Source organism: Streptomyces sp. NPDC012508, from assembly GCF_042902595.1.
GTDB lineage: Bacteria > Actinomycetota > Actinomycetes > Streptomycetales > Streptomycetaceae > Streptomyces.
Genome location: NZ_JBIBEO010000006.1, coordinates 87,224 through 107,047 on the forward strand (window position 1 = coordinate 87,224; position 19,824 = coordinate 107,047).

At 73.9% G+C, this 19,824-nt stretch carries 20 protein-coding genes; 10 read left to right on the forward strand and 10 right to left on the reverse strand.

Annotated elements, in window-relative coordinates; genetic code table 11:
* Nucleotides 1–70: 70 nt before the first annotated feature.
* The gene (locus tag ACFY8U_RS21060) at nucleotides 71–1,138 is read right to left on the reverse strand and encodes an alkene reductase (protein WP_389572288.1); all 1,068 of its coding nucleotides are present in this window, start codon (nucleotides 1,136–1,138) and stop codon (nucleotides 71–73) included.
* Nucleotides 1,139–1,256: 118 nt separating this feature from the next.
* Between ACFY8U_RS21060 and ACFY8U_RS21065 the strand changes: the two genes are divergently transcribed.
* Nucleotides 1,257–1,769 (forward strand): MarR family winged helix-turn-helix transcriptional regulator, encoded by a 513-nt coding sequence (locus tag ACFY8U_RS21065; protein ID WP_389572290.1) that lies wholly within the window; start codon nucleotides 1,257–1,259, stop codon nucleotides 1,767–1,769.
* 115 nt (nucleotides 1,770–1,884) lie between these two features.
* On the opposite strand, the gene ACFY8U_RS21070 is transcribed toward ACFY8U_RS21065, so the two are convergent.
* The 4 genes from ACFY8U_RS21070 to ACFY8U_RS21085 form a co-directional block, all read right to left on the reverse strand.
* Nucleotides 1,885–2,940, reverse strand: a complete 1,056-nt coding sequence (locus tag ACFY8U_RS21070) for an aminotransferase class V-fold PLP-dependent enzyme (RefSeq protein ID WP_389572293.1) — start codon at nucleotides 2,938–2,940, stop codon at nucleotides 1,885–1,887.
* Nucleotides 2,941–3,051: 111 nt separating this feature from the next.
* On the reverse strand, nucleotides 3,052–3,744 hold the full coding sequence (locus ACFY8U_RS21075; protein ID WP_361592622.1) for a DsbA family oxidoreductase: 693 nt from the start codon (nucleotides 3,742–3,744) through the stop codon (nucleotides 3,052–3,054).
* A gap of 63 nt (nucleotides 3,745–3,807) precedes the next feature.
* Complete coding sequence (locus tag ACFY8U_RS21080) at nucleotides 3,808–4,284, reverse strand: GNAT family N-acetyltransferase (protein ID WP_389572296.1); 477 nt, start codon at nucleotides 4,282–4,284, stop codon at nucleotides 3,808–3,810.
* Between the two features lie 410 nt (nucleotides 4,285–4,694).
* Entirely contained in the window at nucleotides 4,695–5,612 is a 918-nt protein-coding gene (locus ACFY8U_RS21085) for an AraC family transcriptional regulator (RefSeq protein WP_389572298.1), read from the reverse strand.
* Between the two features lie 87 nt (nucleotides 5,613–5,699).
* Here ACFY8U_RS21085 and ACFY8U_RS21090 point away from each other — a divergent pair, with 87 nt between their 5' ends.
* Nucleotides 5,700–6,722, forward strand: coding sequence for a zinc-dependent alcohol dehydrogenase family protein (locus tag ACFY8U_RS21090; protein ID WP_389572300.1), 1,023 nt, complete (start codon nucleotides 5,700–5,702; stop codon nucleotides 6,720–6,722).
* Nucleotides 6,723–6,954: 232 nt separating this feature from the next.
* Here the strand turns inward: ACFY8U_RS21090 and ACFY8U_RS21095 are convergent, their stop codons facing one another.
* Complete coding sequence (locus ACFY8U_RS21095; protein WP_389572302.1) at nucleotides 6,955–8,448, reverse strand: aldehyde dehydrogenase (NADP(+)); 1,494 nt, start codon at nucleotides 8,446–8,448, stop codon at nucleotides 6,955–6,957.
* A gap of 117 nt (nucleotides 8,449–8,565) precedes the next feature.
* Between ACFY8U_RS21095 and ACFY8U_RS21100 the strand changes: the two genes are divergently transcribed.
* The 4 genes from ACFY8U_RS21100 (at nucleotide 8,566) to ACFY8U_RS21115 (ending at nucleotide 12,532) form a co-directional block, all read left to right on the forward strand.
* Nucleotides 8,566–9,336, forward strand: coding sequence for an IclR family transcriptional regulator (locus ACFY8U_RS21100; protein ID WP_361432545.1), 771 nt, complete (start codon nucleotides 8,566–8,568; stop codon nucleotides 9,334–9,336).
* A gap of 252 nt (nucleotides 9,337–9,588) precedes the next feature.
* Entirely contained in the window at nucleotides 9,589–10,596 is a 1,008-nt protein-coding gene (locus tag ACFY8U_RS21105; protein WP_389572305.1) for a hypothetical protein, read from the forward strand.
* A gap of 47 nt (nucleotides 10,597–10,643) precedes the next feature.
* The gene (locus ACFY8U_RS21110) at nucleotides 10,644–11,885 is read left to right on the forward strand and encodes a sensor histidine kinase (RefSeq protein WP_389572307.1); all 1,242 of its coding nucleotides are present in this window, start codon (nucleotides 10,644–10,646) and stop codon (nucleotides 11,883–11,885) included.
* On the forward strand, nucleotides 11,885–12,532 hold the full coding sequence (locus ACFY8U_RS21115; protein WP_389573241.1) for a response regulator: 648 nt from the start codon (nucleotides 11,885–11,887) through the stop codon (nucleotides 12,530–12,532). Before ACFY8U_RS21110 ends, ACFY8U_RS21115 begins: the two co-directional genes overlap by 1 nt.
* A 58-nt stretch (nucleotides 12,533–12,590) precedes the next feature.
* Here ACFY8U_RS21115 and ACFY8U_RS21120 read toward each other — a convergent pair whose 3' ends face one another.
* Entirely contained in the window at nucleotides 12,591–13,013 is a 423-nt protein-coding gene (locus ACFY8U_RS21120) for a hypothetical protein (protein ID WP_389572309.1), read from the reverse strand.
* A 101-nt stretch (nucleotides 13,014–13,114) separates the two neighbouring features.
* On the opposite strand from ACFY8U_RS21120, the gene ACFY8U_RS21125 reads away from it, so the two are divergent.
* Nucleotides 13,115–14,563: a peptidoglycan D,D-transpeptidase FtsI family protein gene (locus ACFY8U_RS21125; protein WP_389572311.1), complete on the forward strand. Its 1,449-nt coding sequence runs from the start codon at nucleotides 13,115–13,117 to the stop codon at nucleotides 14,561–14,563.
* 1 nt (nucleotide 14,564) lies between these two features.
* Here the strand turns inward: ACFY8U_RS21125 and ACFY8U_RS21130 are convergent, their stop codons facing one another.
* Entirely contained in the window at nucleotides 14,565–15,155 is a 591-nt protein-coding gene (locus ACFY8U_RS21130; protein WP_389572313.1) for a GNAT family N-acetyltransferase, read from the reverse strand.
* 68 nt (nucleotides 15,156–15,223) lie between these two features.
* Between ACFY8U_RS21130 and ACFY8U_RS21135 the strand changes: the two genes are divergently transcribed.
* The 3 genes from ACFY8U_RS21135 (at nucleotide 15,224) to ACFY8U_RS21145 (ending at nucleotide 17,592) form a co-directional block, all read left to right on the forward strand.
* Nucleotides 15,224–15,613, forward strand: a complete 390-nt coding sequence (locus ACFY8U_RS21135) for a hypothetical protein (RefSeq protein ID WP_389573244.1) — start codon at nucleotides 15,224–15,226, stop codon at nucleotides 15,611–15,613.
* The gene (locus ACFY8U_RS21140) at nucleotides 15,610–16,305 is read left to right on the forward strand and encodes a hypothetical protein (protein ID WP_389572315.1); all 696 of its coding nucleotides are present in this window, start codon (nucleotides 15,610–15,612) and stop codon (nucleotides 16,303–16,305) included. The genes ACFY8U_RS21135 and ACFY8U_RS21140 overlap by 4 nt, the downstream gene beginning before the upstream one ends.
* 93 nt (nucleotides 16,306–16,398) lie before the next feature.
* The gene (locus ACFY8U_RS21145) at nucleotides 16,399–17,592 is read left to right on the forward strand and encodes an MFS transporter (RefSeq protein ID WP_389572318.1); all 1,194 of its coding nucleotides are present in this window, start codon (nucleotides 16,399–16,401) and stop codon (nucleotides 17,590–17,592) included.
* A gap of 15 nt (nucleotides 17,593–17,607) precedes the next feature.
* On the opposite strand, the gene ACFY8U_RS21150 is transcribed toward ACFY8U_RS21145, so the two are convergent.
* Both ACFY8U_RS21150 and ACFY8U_RS21155 read right to left on the reverse strand, forming a co-directional pair.
* The gene (locus ACFY8U_RS21150; RefSeq protein WP_389572320.1) at nucleotides 17,608–18,738 is read right to left on the reverse strand and encodes a hypothetical protein; all 1,131 of its coding nucleotides are present in this window, start codon (nucleotides 18,736–18,738) and stop codon (nucleotides 17,608–17,610) included.
* Nucleotides 18,735–19,664: a 5-dehydro-4-deoxyglucarate dehydratase gene (locus ACFY8U_RS21155; protein WP_361432561.1), complete on the reverse strand. Its 930-nt coding sequence runs from the start codon at nucleotides 19,662–19,664 to the stop codon at nucleotides 18,735–18,737. The genes ACFY8U_RS21150 and ACFY8U_RS21155 overlap by 4 nt, the downstream gene beginning before the upstream one ends.
* Nucleotides 19,665–19,824: the final 160 nt, after the last annotated feature.

Sequence of the window (19,824 nt, forward strand, 5' to 3'; positions counted from 1 at the left end):
AGCCCGGCGCCGTGCGTCGGTGCGGCGGGGAGCGCGGGGGCCCGTGGTGCGGGGGCCCCCGCGAACTCCTTCACAGCGCCGGGTAGTCGGTGTAACCGCGGTGGTCGCCGCCGTAGAAGGAGGCGCGGTCCGGCGTGTTGTACGGGCCGTCGTTCCGCAGCCGCGCCGGCAGGTCGGGGTTGGCGATGAACAGCGCGCCGTACGCGACCATGTCGGCCGTGCCGTCCTCGATCAGGGCCAGCGCGGCGGCGCCGGTCGGACCCTCGGTCGCCGGGTTGAGGACGAACGCGCCGGAGAAGCGCTTGCGCAGCACCACGGTCAGCTCGCGGACGGCCGGGGCGGCCTCCATGAGGTGCAGATAGGCGATACCGATCGGGTCGACGGCCTCGACCAGCGCGGTGTACGTCTCCTCCGTCCCGGTCTCGGTGATGTCGTTGTACGGGTTGGCCGGGGAGATCCGCAGGCCGGTGCGCTCGGGGCCGATCTCGGCGGCGACGGCCCTCACCACCTCGACGGCGAACCTGATCCGGTTCTCGACCGAGCCTCCCCACTCGTCGATCCGGTGGTTGGTGCCCGTGGCGAGGAACTGATGGACGAGGTAGCCGTTGGCGCCGTGGATCTCGACGCCGTCGAAGCCCGCGTCCACGGCGTTGCGCGCGGCGGCCGCGTACGCGGCGACGGTGGCGCGCACCTCGTCGGCGGTCAGCTCGCGCGGGGTGACGAAGTCCTTGAGGCCGTCGAGCGTGTAGAGCTGTCCTCCGGCGCGGACGGCGGACGGGCCGACGGGGTGGAGGTCCCCGTCGAGGAGGTCGGGGTGGCCTATCCGGCCGGTGTGCATCAGCTGCGCGAAGATCGTGCCGCCACGGGCGTGGACGGCGTCGGTGACCGCGCGCCAGGCGGCGGTCTGTTCGGGGCTGTGCAGCCCGGGGGTGCTGGGGTAGCCCTGGCCTTCCGCGACCGGCTGGATGCCCTCGCTGATGATCAGGCCGGCGGAGGCGCGCTGGGCGTAGTACTCCGCGACCAGGGCGGTCGGTGTCCGGTCCACGGCGTCGGCGCGGCTGCGGGTCATGGGGGCCATGGCGATGCGGTTGGCGAGCAGGGCGCCGGAGAGGTCGATCGGGTCGAATGCGGTGGTCATAGCCGGTCTCTCCCAGAGATTTATGTGGTCGGCCAAGTAAGTGGCCCGACATCACCGTAACGCATTAGTTGGCCGACCAAGGTAATCTGGGGACATCAGCCGCAGCGAGGAGCGATCGATGCCCGAGTCCCCATCCGTGCCGACGTCGGAGCCCGTCTGTACGGGTCCGGTACCGTCCGCCGCGCAGGGCGGGCCGGTGAGCCACGGGCTCTCCCGCGTGGCCCGGCTGCACCGGATCGCCGCGGGTCGGCTGCTCAAGGAGATCGGGCTCTTCCCAGGCCAGGAGTTCCTGATGATGTGCCTGTGGGACCGCGGACCGGCACGCCAGTCGGAGCTGATCAAGGCCATGGGCCTGGACCCGTCGACGGTCACGAAGATGCTCCAGCGACTGGAGCAGAGCGGTCACGTCCGCCGTACTCCGGATCCCTCCGACCGCCGCGCGGTCCTCGTCGAGGCGGCGGACGACGGGGGCACGCTGCGGACGGGGGTCGCGGACGCCTGGACGGGCCTGGAGGAGTACACCCTGGCAGGACTCACCCCGGCCGAGCGGACGGAACTGACCCGTCTGCTGGCGAAGGTCGAGGGGAACCTCTGCGCGGAGACGGACGGATGCGGGGCGGCGGCACCGTGAGGCGCGGGTGTCCCGGCATCGGCACCGTGAGGTGGGGCGCCCCGGCATCCGCCCGCGGCCTACGCGCCCGGCGGGGTGACGGCGCCCGCACAGCCGGGCGCCCTGGACGCCCGCGTCAGCCCGCCAGGACCTCCAGGGCCCGGTCGACGTCGGCCGAGCTGTTGTAGAGGTGGAAGGAAGCCCGCAGGTTGCCCGCGCGGGCGGACATCAGGACGCCCGCCGTGAGCAGGGCGGACTGACGGTCGCCGAGGCCCGGGACGCCGACGACGCCGGAGACGTCCGGCACCGGGGCGTGCCCCAGCTCCTTGAGCCCGGCACGGAACCGGGCGGCGAGCGCCTTGTTGTGGGCCTCGATCCGCCCGATGCCGATCTCTTCGAGCAGCGCGAGCGAACGGGCCGCGCCGTGGTACGAGAGGAAGGCCGGGGGCTCGTCGAACCGCCGTGCGGAGCGGGCCAGTTCGCGCACCGGACCGTAGCTGTTGGTCCACAGCTCCTCGCCCGTGACCCAGCCCGCGTGGATCGCGAGCAGCGAGTCCTGCGCCTCCTCCGTGACGGTCAGGAAGGACGCCCCGCGCGGGCAGAGCAGGAACTTGTAGCCGCCGGCCACCGTGTAGTCCCACTCCCCCGCCCGCAGCGGCAGCCACCCCGCCGACTGGGTGGCGTCGAGGAGCGTACGGGCACCGTGCGCGGCCGCCGCGGCCCGCACCGCCGCGAAGTCGGCCGTCCTGCCGTCCGCCGACTGGACGGCGGAGAAGGCGACGAGCGCGGTCTCGGGGCGGACCGACTCGGCGAGGAGCTCCAGCGGCACGAAGCGCGTCTTGAGGTCGCCGCGCACCGTGAACGGGGTGATCAGGGAGCTGAAGTCGCCCTCGGGGAAGAGGATCTCGGAACCCGCGGGCATCGACTGCGCGACCATGCCGACGTGGACGGAGACCGAGCTGCCGACCGCCACCCGGTCCGGGTGGACGTCCATGAGCCGGGCGTAGGTGGCGCGGGCCTCGGCCACGGTCTCGAAGTCGCCGGCCCCGTTCGGGCGGCCGGCCGCGGTCTCCTCGGCGAGGAGCGTGATCGCCTCGATCGTGCGGCGCGGCAGCAGCGCGCAGGCGGAGGTGTTCAGATACGTCTGCTGCGGCGCGAACTCGGCTCCGCCGAGGGGTTCCATGGCATCCATGGGACCAGCCTGGGGTTCCCCCGATCCCACGTCAATCACAAATGATCATGGGGAAACCCCAAGCGGCGCTTATGCTCCGAGGCCGGAGCGGGTGGGCGCCGCGCAGAAGGTCTAGCAGGTGCCGTCGACGTCGCAGGCCGCGGCGTCGCCGCCGACCGGCTGGAGCGCCCGCCCCTGCCACGCCTGCTCGAGGGCCTGCGTGAAGACCTCGGCGGGCTGGCCGCCGGAGATGCCGTAGCGGCGGTCCAGGACGAAGAACGGCACGCCGTTCGCGCCGAGCTCGGCCGCCTCGCGCTCGTCCGCCCGTACCGCCTCCGCGTACGCGGTCTCGTCGGCGAGCACGGTGCGGACCTCGGTCTCGTCCAGGCCGGCCTCGACCCCGAGCCGTACCAGGGTCTCGGCGTCGAAGACGGACCGCTCCTCGGCGAAGTTCGCGCGGTAGGCGAGGTCGAGCAGCTCGTTCTGCCGGCCGCGCTCCTTGGCGAGGTGGAGCAGGCGGTGGATGTCGAAGGTGTTGCCGTGGTCACGGCCCTCGGTGCGGTAGCCGAGGCCCTCGGAGTGCGCGTTGGAGGCGACGTGCGCCTCCATGGCGCGAGCCTCGTCCAGGGTCCGGCCGTACTTCTTCGCCAGCATGTCGATCACCGGCGCGGTATCGCCCTTGGGCCGGTTCGGGTCGAGCTCGAAGGAGCGGTGCACGACCTCGATCTCGTCGCGGTGGGCGAACTCCGCGAGCCCCTTCTCGAAGCGGGCCTTGCCGATGTAGCACCACGGGCAGGCGATGTCGCTCCAGATCTCGACGCGCATGTTGTTGCTTCTCTCCGGGGTCGTGGGGGTGTTCCGTGGCGGGAACGCACCGGCCGGCCGGATTCATTCCGCGGCGGACGCCACTGTGAGGCGGAGCACGAGGTGGGTGCCGGAGCGCGGGGTGTCGGGGTCCTGGATCCAGCCGCGGGCGGCGTAGAAGGCGCGGGCCCGCTCGTTCTTCTCGAAGACCAGCAGGCGCGCGGTGGCGATCCCCTCGGCGCGCCAGACGTCGAGGCAGGCGGTGTGCAGGGCGGTGCCGAGACCTCGACGCCAGTGGTCGGGCCGGACGTGCAGCTGGGTGAGCGTCACGGCTCCGTCGCCCCTGCGGTACGCCGCGACGCCGCCGAGCCCGCCGTCCCACTCGGCACAGAGCACGTCACCCCGCTCCACGGCCTTGAGCCACCCGTCCCGCGAGCGGGCGAGCTCCTCGGGCCCGGCGAACTCGCTGTAGGCGAGATGGCCGCGGTAGTACGTGGACCGGGCCTCCAGATGCAGGGCGGCTATGGCGTCGAGGTCGTCGGAGCTCGCGGTTCTGATCACGCCGACGGGGACGCGAGGGGGCGCGGTGCCGGTTGCGGGCGCACGGCGGCGGTCGGGGCGGGGCGGGTCCGAGCCCGGACGCGCGGCGTGGGTCAGGCGCGGGTCCGGGCTCGCGGCGCGGGTCGGGGCGAGGCTCGGGTCGGGGCGCGGCGCGGGCCCGGGCGCGCCGCTCGGGTCGGGGCGGGGGCCCGGGCGCGCCGCTCGGGTCGGGGCGGGGGCCCGGGTCGGGTCGGGTCGGGGCGGGGCGCGGGTCCCGGGCGGGGCGCGGGTCCCGGGCGCGGCGCGGGTCCGCGCGCGGCGCGGTCCGGGCGCAGGGCTCGGCGTAGCGCGAGGCTCGGCGTAGCGCGAGGCTCGGGCCCGCCGGGGGCGTGCGGGCCCGCCGGGGGCGGAGCGGGTGATCCGGGGGGCGGCTACGCTCCCCGCCGGTACCTGCCCGGTGCCATGCCGTATTCCCGCTTGAAGGCCTTGGCGAAGGCGAACTCCGAGGCGTATCCAGCGCGTTGGGCGACCGTGCGCAGCGGGGTGTCGTCCGTGCGGAGGAGGCGGCCCGCCGTCGTCATGCGCCACCACGTCAGATACGCCAGCGGCGGCCGGCCCACCAGCATCGTGAAGCGGCGGGCGAAGGCCGCACGGGAGAGGCCGCCCTCGGCGCCGAGTTCCTCCACCGTCCACGGCCGGGCCGGCTCCGCGTGGATCGCACGCAGGGCCGCGGTGACGGCCGGATCGCTCAGGGCGGCCGACCAGCCGGTGGTCCGCCCCGGGCGCTCGGTCAGCCACCACGTGCGGAGCATCAGCACGAGCAGGGTGTCGAGCAGGGCGGGCACGAGCGCATCGGATCCCGGCTGCGGGTCGGCGAGTTCGGCGCCGAGCAGGTCGACCGCGGCGCGCAGCCGAGGGTGCGCGCCGGGCCTGGCCGGGATGTGCACGAACGGCGGCAGCTCGGTGAAGAGGGGATGGGCCCGGGCCCTGCTCACCTGGTACGCGCCGCACAGCAGCAGGGTGTCGTCGGCCCGCGCCGGTGCGCGGTCCGGCGGCGTCCGCCAGGAGCCGTCGGGCGCCTGAACGGCGTCGACGAGCGGGGCGTCGGGGCGGCCGGCCAGCCCGTGGCCCGTACCGTGGGCGAGCAGCGCCACGTCCCCGGGGCGGAGTTCGACGGGCCCGCCGTCCCCGCCCGGCGGGACGAGCCAGGCCGCGCCCTGGACCACCACATGGAATCCCGCGCCCTCGCTCGGCGGGAAACGGAAGCCCCAGGAACCGGAGTTGACGGTACGGGAGGAGTGCGGGCGCCCGGTACGCATGGCCGCGACGGCATCGCTCAGTACGTCCATGCCCGCACGGTAGCGCGAGACGGACGGACATGGAGGGGAGGTCTTGGAACATGGAACGTCTCTCCCGGACTGCCTACGGTCGATGCCATGACGACCCGGACACCACAGGACATGACGACCCGCCAGACGACACGCGCGGTGCTGTTCCACGAGACCGGCGGCCCCGAGGTGCTCACCGTGGAGGAGGTCCCGCTTCCCGCGCCCGGCCCCGGCGAGCTGCTCGTACGGGTGGAGGCGATCGGCCTCAACCGCGCCGAGGCCCTGTTCCGCGCGGGCACCTACTACTACCCGGCCACGCTCCCCGGCTCCCGGCTCGGCTACGAGGCGGCCGGGGTGGTCGAGGCGGCCGGCCCCGGCGTCACCGCGTACGCCCCCGGTGACCCGGTCATGGCGGCGGCCAACTTCGACTTCGGGGTGCACGGGGTGCACGCCGAGCGCGTGGTGCTGCCCGAGGAGTACGTGGTGCCCAGGCCCGACGGCGTGGACGCGGTGACCGCCGCCGCCGCGTGGCTGACGTACTCGACCGCGTACGGCGGCATGGTGGAGGCGGGCGGGCTGCGCCCCGGCGACCCGGTCGTGATCACGGGGGCGTCCAGCGGCGTGGGGACGGCCGCGATCCAGGTGGCGCGGCGGATCGGCGCGGTGCCGATCGCGACGACGCGGGGCGAGGGCAAGCGGCGGAGGCTGCTCGATCTGGGCGCGGCGCGGGTGATCACCACCGAGAGCGAGTCCGTGGTGAAGGAGGTGCGGCGATTCACCGGGGGCCGCGGTGCGCGGCTCGTCTTCGACGCGGTCGGCGGGCCGGGGTTCGCGGAGCTCGGGGACGCCCTGGAGCCCGGCGGTACGGCGGTGCTGTACGGCTGGCTCGACCCCAGGCCGGCCACGGTGCCGATGAACTGGCCGCTCACGGTGCGGGGTTACGCCAACGGCGCGGTGGTGGCCGACGCGGAGGGGCGGGCCCGGATCGCCGGCTTCATCGGCTCCGGGCTGCGGGACGGCACGCTGGCGCCGGTGATCGCCGAGACCTTCGAGGGCCTGGAGCGGATCACCGACGCCCATCGGCTGATGGAGTCCAACACGCACACGGGCAAGATCGTGATCCGCGTCTGACCGTGCCGCGCCCCGTACCGGGCCGTGCCGGCGCACACCCGGTCCGGCACGACCGGGCCACGCGGCCCCCGCGCCGAGCCCGCCCCGCACAGGGTCCGACCAGCGCCGGGGCATCCGCGTCGGGACGGGTGCCCTCGCCGGGCCCGGTCCGCGCCGAGCCCGGCCCGCACCGGGTGCGGCACGACCGGGCCACGCAGAGCCCGGCGCCGGGATCGGCCCTCGCCGTGACGTGTCAGCGGCGTGGCACGTCCAGCGGGTTGCCGTCGCGCAGCTCCGGCGGCAGCAGGTGCTGTGGGGTCGACTGGTACGTGACCGGCCGCAGCCAGCGTTCGATCGCGGTCGCCCCGACCGACGTGGACGTGGAGGTGGTGGCCGGGTACGGCCCGCCGTGGTGCTGCGCGGCCGCGACCGCCACGCCCGTCGGCCAGCCGTTGACGAGCACGCGGCCGGCCAGCGGGGTGAGTTCGGCGAGGAGCGAGGCGGCCTCCGGGTCCTCGTCGGCCATCTGGAGCGTGGCGGTGAGGTTGCCCGGGAGCAGGGCGAGAACCGCTGTGATCTCTTCGCGGGTGGTGTAGCGGGAGACCACGGTCACCGGCCCGAAGCACTCCTCCAGCAGCGCGTCGTGGCCGCCGGCCAGCACATCCCCGGCGTCGACGGTCAGGATGCCCGCGTTGACCGTGTGCTCCCCGCCCGCGCCGGGCGTCACGGGGGCGGCGACGCCCGTGAGTTCGGCCCGCTCGGTCGTTCCCGTGAGGAACGCGCCCCGCATCCGGTGGTCGAGCATCACGCCGGGCTCGGTCTGGCTGACGGCGTCCGTGAGGGCGGACACGAAGCGGTCGCCCGCCTCGCCCGCCGGTGCGAGGACGAAGCCGGGCTTGGTGCAGAACTGCCCCTGGCCCATGGTCACGGAGGCCGCGAGCCCGGCACCGATCTCCGCGGCCCGCTCCTCGGCGGCGGCCCCGGTGATCACGACCGGGTTGAGCGAGCCGAGTTCGCCGTGGAAGGGGATCGGCACGGGCCGGGCCGCCGCCGCGTCGAAGAGCGCCCGCCCGCCCCGTACGGAACCGGTGAAGCCGGCCGCCGCGACCAGCGGATGACGGACGAGCTCGACGCCCGCGTCGAAGCCGTGGACCAGGACGACCACGTCCTCGGGCAGCCCGGCCTTGCTCGCGGCCCGGCGCAGCAGGGAGGCGCAGAGCTCGGAGGTCGCGGGATGGTCGGGGTGGGCCTTGATCACGACCGGGCAGCCGGCGGCGAGAGCGCTGGCCGTGTCGCCGCCGGGGACGGAGAAAGCGAGCGGGAAGTTGCTGGCCGCGTAGACGGCGACGACCCCGAGCGGGATCTTCCAGCGGCGCAGGTCCGGCCGGGGCGGGGTGGTCGTCGGGTCGGGCAGGTCGATCCGTACGTCGAGGAACGAGCCCTCGTCGACGACGTCCGCGAAGGCCCGCAACTGGGCTGTGGTCCGGGCGAGTTCGCCGGTCAGCCGGACCGGGCCGAGCGCGGTCTCGGCGTCGGCGGCCTCGATCACCTGAGGCGCTGCCTCGTCGAGGAGGTCGGCGGCGGTACGGAGCAGGGCGGCCCGCGCCGTACGGTCGGCGAGCGCCTCGCGGGTGGCGGCCGCGGCACGTACGGCCCCGTCGATCTCGTCCGCTGTGGCCTCCACCGCAACCTGTTCCCGTGGCTTCCCCGTCCGGGGGTCCACACTCCACACTGGTTCAGCTGCCACCGCATGCCCCTCCGTGCGCCCTGTTCGCTATTCTGAACAGAGTTCCTGTAGATGAATCAGGACTCTATTGACGGGCGTGCCGACTCCACAAGAGGCACGGGAAGAGGGGCGAGGGCAATGTCGACTGCCGACACGGGTGGGGCCCAGGTCAAGTCCGCGGTGCGCACGGTGGAACTGCTCGAGTACTTCGCCGGGCGTCCCGGAATGCACTCGCTGGCCGCCGTCCAGGAGGCTGTCGGCTACCCCAAGTCCAGCCTGTACATGCTGCTGCGCACGCTGGTCGAGCTGGGTTGGGTGGAGACGGACGCGACGGGCACGCGGTACGGCATCGGGGTGCGGGCGCTGCTGGTCGGCACCTCGTACATCGACGGCGACGAGGTGGTGGCCGCCGCCCGGCCGACCCTGGACCGGCTCTCCGACGACACGACCGAGACGATCCACATGGCGCGGCTCGACGGCACCAACGTGGTCTATCTGGCGACCCGTCAGTCCCAGCACTATCTGCGGCCGTTCACGCGCGTCGGCCGCCGGCTTCCGGCGCACTCGACCTCGCTGGGCAAGGCGCTGCTCGCCACCCACAGCGACGAGCAGGTCCGCAAGCTGCTCCCGGAGACGCTGCCGGCGCTGACCGAGCACACGATCACGGACCGCGAGAAGCTCATCGAGGAGCTGCACCTCATCCGCGAGCAGGGGTACGCGGTGGACCGCGAGGAGAACACGCTCGGGCTGCGCTGCTTCGGCATCGCGATCCCGTACCGGACGCCGGCACGCGACGCGATCAGCTGCTCGGTGCCGGTGGCCCGGCTGACGCCCGGCCATGAGCAGATGATCAAGGACGCGCTCTTCGACGCCCGCGACCGTCTGACCCTGGCGACGCGCCGCCTCTGACCCCGCCGCCTCCGACCCCGCCGCCTCTCTCTGACCCCGCCGCCTCCGACCCCGGCGCCTCCGACCCCGCCGCCCCGGTCCGCCTGGTGTCGGGGCACCAGGTGTCGGGGCGCCCGCCGGTCGAGGCCGGCGGTCGGTGGGGGTCCTTCCTCCGGGACGCCCCGTGGGCGGAGGCGGTCTCCCCCGTGCGGCGGAGGCGGTTCGTCGGTGGGCAGGAGGTGCGGGTACCTGCCCGCGCGGGAGCGTGGAGCCATGACGCAGACCGCTCCTCTCCCCACCCCCGCGCCAACCCCCGCGCCCACGGGCACCGGCAGGCCGAGCGCCGGCCGCCGGCTCCTGCGCGGCCTGGCCGTCCTGGCCTGTCTCCCGTACATCTCGCTCAAGATCGCCTGGATCGCGGGCAGCGAGATCGGTATCCCGGCCGGCAGCGTGCTCATGACGAACCGCGGACTGATGGCCACCGTCAACGCGGTCACGGTGGCGATGGACGCCGCCGTCGTGGTCCTCGTGCTGCTGCTCACCCAGCCCTGGGGACGACGCGTCCCGTCCTGGCTGCTCGCCTTCCCCATGTGGGTGGCGACCGGCCTGATCGCCCCGATCATGGTCGGCTTCCCGGCCCAGATCGTCATCGGACTCCTCAGCGGCCCGGACACCACGGCCGCTCCGCGCGAACCCTTCCTCGACGAGTGGGTCTTCGGGGTCGTCTACGGCGGCTTCATCATCCAGGGGCTCGCCCTCGGCGCCCTCTTCGTCCTCTACGCCCGTGACCGCTGGGGCCACGTCTGGCACGGCACCCTGGGCGACCTGCCCGCGCGGCTCTGCGGCACCGGCACCCGCGTCACGGCCGTCGCCGCCTCACTTCTCGCGCTGGCGCCCGCCGCCGTCCATCTCATGTGGGGGCTGGGCTCGGCACGGGGTCTCTCGCCGGCGCAGCTCTCCCGGCGCACCGACGACTTCTACGTCCTGGAGTGGATGCGGACGCTGTTCATCGCCGTGGCCGTCGTCACCGTGCTGCTGCTGGTCCTGCGGCGGACCCGGTCGCTGTCGGTCCGTACGACCCTCGGCCTTGCCTGGGTCGGCTCGGGCGGAGTGGGCTGCTGGGGCGCGTTCCTGACCCTGACGACGCTCATGCCGGACACCGATCCGGCCAAGGCGTTCACCGGCCTGGCGCGGCTGACCTACGCTGGGGAAATGATCACCGGGTTCCTGCTGGCCGGCTGTCTGGCCGTCCTCCTGCGCCGCCGGGGCGCGAGCGCGTGAGGCCGCCTCTCCTACCTCTCCTGGGCCGGCGCGCCAGGCTCCGCTGGGTGCATCTGATCCTGGGGGGCGCCCTGTTCATGCCGTACTGGCTGGTCGGCACGGTGGTCGTGGGGCTGTTCACGGGCGAGGGGTCGATGTTCGGGGGCAGTCTCACCGTGCAGTTCGGGGCCTACGCGGTCGGCCTGCCGCTCGCCGCGCTCTCCTCGCTCTTCCCGCTGACCCGGCCGATGTCGGTGGCGGCGGTACGGGCGCTGTGCGGGGTCGCGGGCGACCGGCTCGCGGAGGAACCCGCACGGGGGCGGAGCGCGAAGGCCCGGACGTCGGGCTGGTTCACGCTCCATCTGGGGATCGGCGCGCTGGTCAGCGGGGCGACGCTGGCCCTGCCGCCGTTCGCGGTCACGGTGATGGCGCTGCCGTTCTCGGAGGCGCTTCAGAAGTCGGAGCCGGCCTCGTTCTGGGGTCTGGACCGGCCCTGGCTCCAGTGGGCCGCGCTCCCGGCCGGACTGCTGATGCTGCTCGCGCTCGCCGCCGTCGCCGCCGGCGCGGGGGCCTTCCTCGCGCGGCAGGCGCCACGGCTGCTCGGACCGAGTCCGGCGGACCGGCTCGCCGCGGCCGAGCGGCGCGCCGCCGAACTGGCGGTACGCAACCGGCTGGCGCGCGAACTGCACGACTCCGTCGGCCACGCCCTGAGCGCGGTGACGCTCCAGGCGAGCGCGGCGCGCCGGGTCCTGGACACCGACGTGGAGTTCGTACGGGAGGCACTGGCCGCGATCGAGGAGACGACCCGGCGCACGGTCGGCGAACTGGACTCGGTGCTGGGCCTGTTGCGCGAGGGCGAGGACGACGGTGAGCTGCCGGGGCCCCGCCTCGACGCGCTGGCCGCGCTGGTGAGGGGCGCGGGGCGGCACGTGGAGCTGACGGTGACCGGGGCGCTCGACCGGGTGCCGGACGCCGTGTCGAGGGAGGCGTACCGGATCGTCCAGGAGGGCCTGACGAACGCGGCACGGTACGCGGGCGGGGAGCGCGTGGCGGCGCGGCTCGCCCTGACGGACGACGAGTTGGAGATCATCATGGAGAACCCGCTGCCCGCCCGCGCCCCGGTGGTCCGCCCCGACGGCGGGCGTGGTCTGCGCGGCGTCGCCGAACGCGCCCGCCTCCTCGGCGGCACGTCCGAGGCGGGCCGGGTGGCACCCGGCGTCTGGCGCCTCGCGGTGAGCCTGCCGCTGGGGACGGCGAGTGAGCCGGAGCGCGGAGGCGCGCCGAGCGTGGGAAGGGGAGGCAGCCGGTGATCCGGGTGGTGCTGGCGGACGACGAACGGATGGTGCGGACCGCGCTGCGGGTGATCCTCGACGCGGAGCCCGACCTGGAGGTCGTCGGCGAGGCGTCCACGGGAGCCGAGGCCGTGTCGCTGGTGCGCGAGGCGCGGCCGGACGTGGTCCTGATGGATGTCCGCATGCCGGAGGTCGACGGGATCCGGGCGACCGAGCAGATCCTGGCCGGGATGGCGGAGCCGCCGCGGATCGTGGTCGTGACGACCTTCGAGAACGACGCGTACGTGTATGACGCGCTCCGGGTCGGGGCGGCCGGCTTCCTGCTCAAGCGGGCCGGCGCGGAGGAGCTCGTGGACGCGGTCCGGCTGGTCGCGCGCAGCGACTCGCTGCTCTACCCGGCGGCGGTACGGGGCCTGGCCGCCGAGCACGCCCGCCGCCGGCCCCCGGCGGCGCCGCCCTGGGTGGCCCGGCTGACCGAGCGGGAGGCGCAGGTGCTCCGCCTGGTGGCGACCGGGCTGACGAACGCGGAGATCGCCGGACGGATGGGGGTGGGCCCGGCGACGGTGAAGACCCATATGGCGGCGGTCCTGGCCAAGACGGGGGCACGGGACCGTACACAGGCGGTGATCCTGGCGTACGAGTCGCGTTTCGTGAGCCCTGGATGACGGCGGGTGCGGACCCGGTCGGCGGGGGTGCGGCGGAGTACCACCGGACACCGCGGGGCTACCCGCGGCCGAAGAGCCGGCGCTTGCGAGGGGACTCGGCCTCAGGGTCGGGCGAGGTCCTGGTGGCTGCCGGCCGCGCCGGCCGGGGCGCGTACTGCTGCTCATACACCTGCTCGCCCACGGAGATCCGGCACAGCACGCCGCGTCTGGCGAACCGCCGCACCTCGGCGAGCCACGAGCCGTCCGAGATCCGGAACACCTTCCGGGCGGCCGTCGCGCCCGGGTCGAGCTCCACGTCGCGCGGCACGTAGGTCCTGGCCAGCTTCCACGCCAGTTCCTCGGCCGCGGCCCGGCTCCCGACGAAGTGGGTCCCGGTGAGGTGCCAGCGGTGGTGGGTGTGCCCCTCCACCGACTGGGTGGTCTCCTCCTCGACCAGGACCACCCAGGCCTCCTCGGCCTTCGGCACCGCGTCTTCGATCATGGATCGCAACCTAGGGCACCGCCCCGACGCGCATGAACGTTTCCTGAGAAACGGGACACATCCGGAACGCCGCGCCCCCTCCCGCTCGTCCCGCATATGGGATGAACAAGACGATCAGGCGCGCCTCGGTCTTCTCGCTGCTCCTGGTGCTGGCCCTGCTGGGCCGGGCGACCTGGGTGCAGGCGTACGAAGGCAAGGCCCTCGCGAACGACAAGCAGAACCGGCGGCAGGTCATGGCGCAGTACGCCCAGCCGCTCGGGAACATCGTCGTGGCCGGTTCGCCGGTCACGGGCTCGAAGAAGACGGAGGGCGGCGATCTCGCGTACAAGCGTGACTACACCGACGGCGAGCTGTACGCGGCGGTCACCGGGTACAGCTCCCAGGCCTACGGCGCCACGCAGCTGGAGGGCATCTACTCCGACGTCCTGGACGGCACCGACACCCGGCTGAAGAACCCGCTCGACGCCCTCACCGGCAAGCAGCAGGAGCCGGGTGATGTGCTCACGACCATCGACCCGGCCGTCCAGAAGGCCGCGTACAGGGCGCTCGGCGACAAGAAGGGCGCGGCCGTCGCCATCGATCCGAAGACCGGCCGCATCCTGGGGATGGTCTCGACCCCCTCGTACGACCCCGCCGCGATCGCCGGTCTGACCGACGGCGCCACCTGGAAGGAGCTGACCGGGGACGAGGACAAGCCGCTGGTCAACCGTGCCCTGCGGCAGCCGCTGCCGCCCGGCTCGACCTTCAAGCTGGTCGTCGCGGCGGCCGCGCTGGAGGACGGGCTCTACGGCTCGGTGGACACGGCGACCGAAAGCCCGAACCCGTACAGGCTGCCCGGCTCCACCCGCTACCTGGAGAACGAGAACCCCTCCGCGCCCTGCGAGAACGCCACGATCCGCACCGCGCTCCAGTACTCCTGCAACAACGTCTTCGCCAAGATCGCGGTCGACCTCGGCCAGGACAAGGTGAAGGCGATGGCGGAGAAGTTCGGCTTCAACGACGAGCAGCAGGACGTGCCCGTACGCGCCTACGCGAGTGTGTATCCGTCCGGCATGGACAAGGCGCAGACGGCGCTGACCGGTATCGGCCAGTTCGATGTGACGGCGACCCCGCTCCAGATCGCCATGGTGTCCGCGGCGATCGCCAACGACGGACTCATGGCGGCGCCCCACATGGTGTCGCAGGTGGTGGACTCCGACGGTGAGACGCTCGACTCCTTCGAGGACGGGGACACCCGGCGGATCGTCTCGTCCTCGACGGCGGAGCAGCTGCGCAGCGCGATGGTGACCGTGGTCGACAAGGGCACGGGCTCGAACGCGGCGATCGGTGGCGCCGAGGTGGGCGGCAAGACCGGCACCGCCCAGCACGGCGAGAACAACAGCAAGACGCCGTACGCCTGGTTCACGTCCTACGCGAAGGACGCGGACAGCGGCAAGGAGGTCGCGGTCGCGGTGCTGATCGAGGACTCGGGCGCGGCGCGCTCGGAGGTCAGCGGCAACGGTCTCGCGGCGCCGGTGGCCCAGAAGATGATGAAGGCGGCGCTGAGCTGACCTACCGGTCCAGGGGCCTGGCCATGAACAGGGCGGTCTCGCCCTCGGACTCGGTGCCGGTGTAGAGCGTGGTGTCCAGGCCGCAGAGCCGGAAGCCCATGCGCCGGTAGGCCCGTACCGCCGGGACGTTGACGCTGGTGACCTCGAGCCAGGCGGTGCGGGCGCCGCGCTCGCGGCCGTGGGCCAGGGCGCGGCGCATCAGCTCGCCTCCGATGCCGCGGCCGCGGTGGTCGGGGTGGACGGTGACCTGGTGGACGACGAGCCGCCGGTTCCACTCCTCGACACCGACGGCGATGAAGCCGACGGGCGTGTCGTCGGCGTCGACGGCCACGATCTCGTGCAGGTCGTCGTGGGGGCCGCCGTCGCTCCGGCCCTCGTCGTCCGGGCCACCGTCGCTCCGGCCGTCGTCGCCCGGGCCGTCCTCCTCGGGGAAGACCTTGACCAGCGGCGGGTCGACGGCGACGAGCCGCAGCCCGAACCCGACGTCGCCGGAGGCGACTTCGTAGACGTACTCGGTGCTGAAGGAGTCGTCGAGCGCGGCGAGGGCCGATTGGTCGTCGGGCCCCGCGACACGGTATGCAAGGTCACGCATGAACCGAGCATAGTTTCGACCCGCGGAGGACCGCCGTGCGACTGCCCCGTTCCCTGTCAGGCTGGACCATGGCCGTCTTCGGGCTGCTCGCCGCCGCGCTGGGGGTGGTCGGACTGGTGTCGCCCGATGCCCTGCTCACACTCATGGGCTTCGACCCCATACCCGACGGGAGCCGCGCGGACGGGGACCACACCCTGGTCTTCCTCACCGCCTCGTCGATGGCGGCGCTCAATATGGGCGTGTACTACAGCCTGGCCGCGCTCGCGGACTGGAAGCCGTTCTTCCGCTGGACGGTCCCCTTCCGGCTCCTCACCTGCGCCGTCTTCACCCTCGCCGTCATCACCGGCCGCGCCCCGACCGGCTTCCTCGGCGTGGGCCTCTGGGAGGGCCTGGGCGCCCTGACCACCTGGGCCGCCCTGCGGCACGAGGACCGGGCACGGAAGGAGGCCGCGGCATGAGCGCGCGCCCTTCCGACGACCTGAGGGCGGCCTTCGCCCGGCTCGGCGGCGAGGAGGACCAGAAGGTCTGGAGCGAGCTGTGGGACGACCTGTGCCACCAGGGGTCCGTCTACGACGACAGCTTCCTCGCCCTGCCGTTCCTGACCGCGATCGCGACGGGCCGGGCCGCCGGTGAGCCGGTCGAGGCCGTACTGATGGCGGGCCTCATCGTCTCGGAGGCGGACGAGGAGCGTACGGCGCGGTACGGGGAGGAGATCGCCGAACTGCTCTCCGTGGCCCGCCCGCTGCTCGAAGCGGCGAAGGACGGCGTGCCCGCCTTCGTGTACCTGCTCCAGTGCGTCCTGGCCTTCGAGGGCGAACGGGTGTGGAGCGCCACGCGTCTGGAGGGTCTGGTGGAGGGGGAGTACGAGGTGGAGTGCCCGCACTGTTCCTCGGAGCTCTTCATCGCCTTCGGCGACCACGGCACCTTCGCCTCGGCGGGCGACTACGTGACGGCGGACCCGCCCAAGGCGCCCCTGCTGCCGGCACCCCCGTCCGGCCTCGACGCGCTCCCCGCGCGCCTGCGCCGCCTGGCCCTGGAGTCGGGCCAGGAGGAGGTGGCGCGGGGGCTGACGTACCTCTTCGGGCGGGCCGCGTGCCCGGACTGCGAAGGCGAGTTCGCGGTCTCGGAGCAGGTCGAGGAGAGGTACTGACGTCTGACGTACCGTCGGGCCCGCGGGGCTCGTCGGCATCCCTAGGGCATCTGCCCGATCCGTGCGCCCCGCCTCAGACGCCAGGCTGCGGCCATGAGGTGGACAGCGGGTCTCTATCTGACCGGGGTACTGGTGTCGGGGTTCGGCTCGACGGCGATGTGGCTGGCGTCGGGGATCTGGGTCAAGTCCCTGACCGGATCGGACAGTCTGGCGGCGCTGACCGTGTTCGCGCTGTGGGCGCCGGTGCTCGTCGGCCCGCTGCTCGGCACGGTCGCGGACCGGGTGCGGCGAAGGCCGCTGATGGTGTGGTCGAACGCGGCCATGGCGGCGCTGCTGCCGGCCCTGCTCTGGGTCGACAGGGCGGACCGTGTCTGGCTGCTGTTCGCCGTCCTCGTGCTGTACGGGATCCAGGGCACCGTCCACGACGCGGCGGAGGTCGCCCTGGCGGCGAGCGCGCTCGACAGACGGCTGCTCGGGGACTTCAACGGGCTGCGGACCACGGTCAGCGAGGGCGTGAAGCTGATCGCCCCGCTCGTCGCGGCCGGTCTCTTCGCACGGTACGGCGCGGGGCCGGTGGCGCTGCTCGACGCGGCGACGTTCGCGCTGGCCGCGGGGGTGTTCGCGCTGATGCGGGTACGGGAGGAGAAGCCGGTGCGACCGGCCTCGGCGCACTGGTTGCGCGACACCGGCGAGGGCCTGCGCACGATCGGCTCCTCGCCGGTCCTGCGCCCGCTCGTCCTGACGGGCTCGTTCACGATGCTGCTCGCCGGGGTCAACGGGGCGGCGGTCTACGCCGTGGTGGATCAGGGGCTCGGCCACTCCCCCGCGTACGCCGGGGTGTTGTACGCGGCGCAGGGCGTGGGCTCGGTCGTCACGGGTCTGGCGGCGGGGCCGGTGCTGCGGCGCGTGCCTGGGCGGTCGGCGGCCGCCGTCGGGCTGGCCCTCTTCGCCCTGGCGGTCGGTGCCCGCGCCGTTCCGCACGACGGCGTGGCTCTGGCGGCGAGCGTCCTGATCGGGGTGGGTCTGCCGCTCGTCCTGATCGCCGCCATGACGGCGGTCCAGCGGGAGGCCCCGGCGGACGCCGTGGGCCGTGCGGCGGCGACGGCTCACACGCTCCTCTTCGTCCCGAACGCGATCGCGCTGGCACTGGGCGCGGCCCTGGTCGCCCTCGTCGACCTGCGGGTGCTGCTGCCGCTGCTGGCCCTCGCCGGCCTGGCCGGGGCGACCGCCCTGGCCGGCCGAGGGGTGGCCGCGCGCGTCGATGCCCCGGCGGGGACGGACGCCTGAGCGTCCGCTTCCGTCTCAGCCGAGCGCCCGCAGCGCCTCCGCCACCAGGGCCAGGTCGGCGTCGGAGGCCAGGCCCGCGTGGTAGAGGCGGAGTTCGGTGGCGCCCTCCGCCGCCGCCCGCTTCGCGTCCTCGGCGAGCGTGGCCGGGGAGCCGCCCATGCCCGTCACCACACCGAAGTTGGCCGCGAGGACGGTGTCCGGTCCGGCCGCGCGGGCGAAGGGGGCAACGGACGTGGCCGGGGTGACGACGCCGTCCGCGACGCCGAGGACATGGGCCGGGTCGGTGCCGACGTTGGCGCCGCAGCGGTGCGGGAGCGGGTCGGCGTGGAGCAGGACGCGGAAGCCGGGCGGGGCGGCCGCGCGGACGGCGGCGACGGCGGCCTCCTGGAGCGTGCGGGCGGTCCGCGTGCGCCAGGCGAGGACCGGCGCCTCGAAGCCGGCCGGCGGTCCGGAAGCACCCCCCGCCCACACCGGCTCCAGGGTGCCCCGCACGGCCGCCGCCAGCGCGTCCGGGTCGACGCCCTCCTCCCCGTACCCCTCTCGGCAGGAGGGGCAGAAGCAGAGGGACATCAGGTACTGCTCGCGGTCGCCGAGCGCGACGCCCGCGGTCTTGTCGTGGGCGTGGAGGTGGGCGAGGCCGTACCAGCCGCAGGACTCCAGCTCGGTGCCGGCCGCCCCGGGCCGTACCGCCGCCTCCACCGCCAGGTCCACCAGGTAGGCGCGGACCTCCGGCCGGGCGATGCAGGGCGCCCAGGGATAGCGGTCTCCATAGGCGTTCACGACCGAGGTCTCCGGATGGTCCGCGCCCAGGCGGGAGTTGTGGGCGAGGACGACCCAGCTGTGGACCTCCAGGCCCGCGTCCGCGAGCGCCTGGGCCGCCTCGCCGTAGGCGTCGCCGAGCGCCCACTCCCCCGCCTCGTACGGCCGCAGCGCGCGCCCCGACCAGCGGGCGCCGTCCGGCGGGTAGAGCGCGGCGGCGTGCTCGGCGGTGACGATGCGGTGCCCGGGGTGCCGGGGCGTCAGGGCCCGGGTGGAGTGGTAGGCGGAGGCGAGGGTGACGCTCGCGAGGCCCAGGTCCGCGAGGCGTCCGGGCGCGGCCGGATCGCCGACGACGTCCCAGGGGTAGACGAAGGTGCCGGTCCTCACGCGTCGCCCCCCAGCAGCGCGCGTCCGCGCTCGATGATCGTGGCGAGTTCCTTCAGATGCTCGGGCGCGGGCTCGCTGAGCGGCGGCCGTACCTCGCCGACGTCCAGGCCCCCCATCCGTACCGCCGCCTTGACGAGGGAGACGGCGTAACCGCGTCCCTTGGCGCGGAGTTCGACGAGCGGCCGGTAGAAGCCGTCGATCAGCCGTTCCACCGTCGGGTCGTCGCCGGACGCGAGGGCGTGATGGAAGGCGAGGGCGATGTCGGGGGCGAAGCAGAAGACGGCCGAGGAGTAGAGGGTGACGCCGATGCCCCGGTAGGCGAGGCCGGTGAGTTCGGCGGTCGGCAGGCCGTTGAAGTAGAGCAGGTCCAGGCCCTCGGACCGGACGGCGCTGACGATCCGCTGCATCAGGTCGAGGTCGCCGAGGCCGTCCTTGAGGCCGATGATCCCGTCGGTCCGGGCGAGGGCGACAGCCGTCTCGGGGGTGAGGATCGCGTTGTCGCGCTGGTAGACGATGACGTCGAGGGAGGTGGCGGCGGCGAGTTCGGCGTAGTGGCGCAGGAGCCCGGCCTGGTCGGCGACGACGAGGTACGGGGGCATGGCGAGGAGCCCGTCCGCGCCGGCCTCCTCGGCGAGCCGCGCGTACCGGACCGCGAGCGCCGTGCCGTAGCCGGCGCCGGCGAGGACGGGGACCCGGCCGGCCGACTCCTCGACGGCGGCGGCGACGCAGGCGCGGAACTCCTCGGGGGCGAGGGCGTGGAACTCGCCCGTGCCGCAGCAGGCGAAGACCGCGGCGGCGCCCGCCTCGATGCCCCCGCGTACGTGCGCGCGGAAGAGGTCGAGGTCGACGGTGCCGTCCGGGGCGAAGGCGGTGACGGGGAAGAACAGCAGGCCGTCGAGCCGTTCGGCGAGCGGGGCTGTGGTCACGGGCGCTCCCAGAGAAGTCCGTCGTGCACCGTCGTGCACAATTATGATTGCTGTCCATATTCTTGAACGCCTTCACGCTAAGCCACCCCCGAAGCGCCGGTCAAGGCTCAAACCCGTGTCGGTCGCGCGGTCTTGACGGTTCGTGTGCGCTCTTGACGCT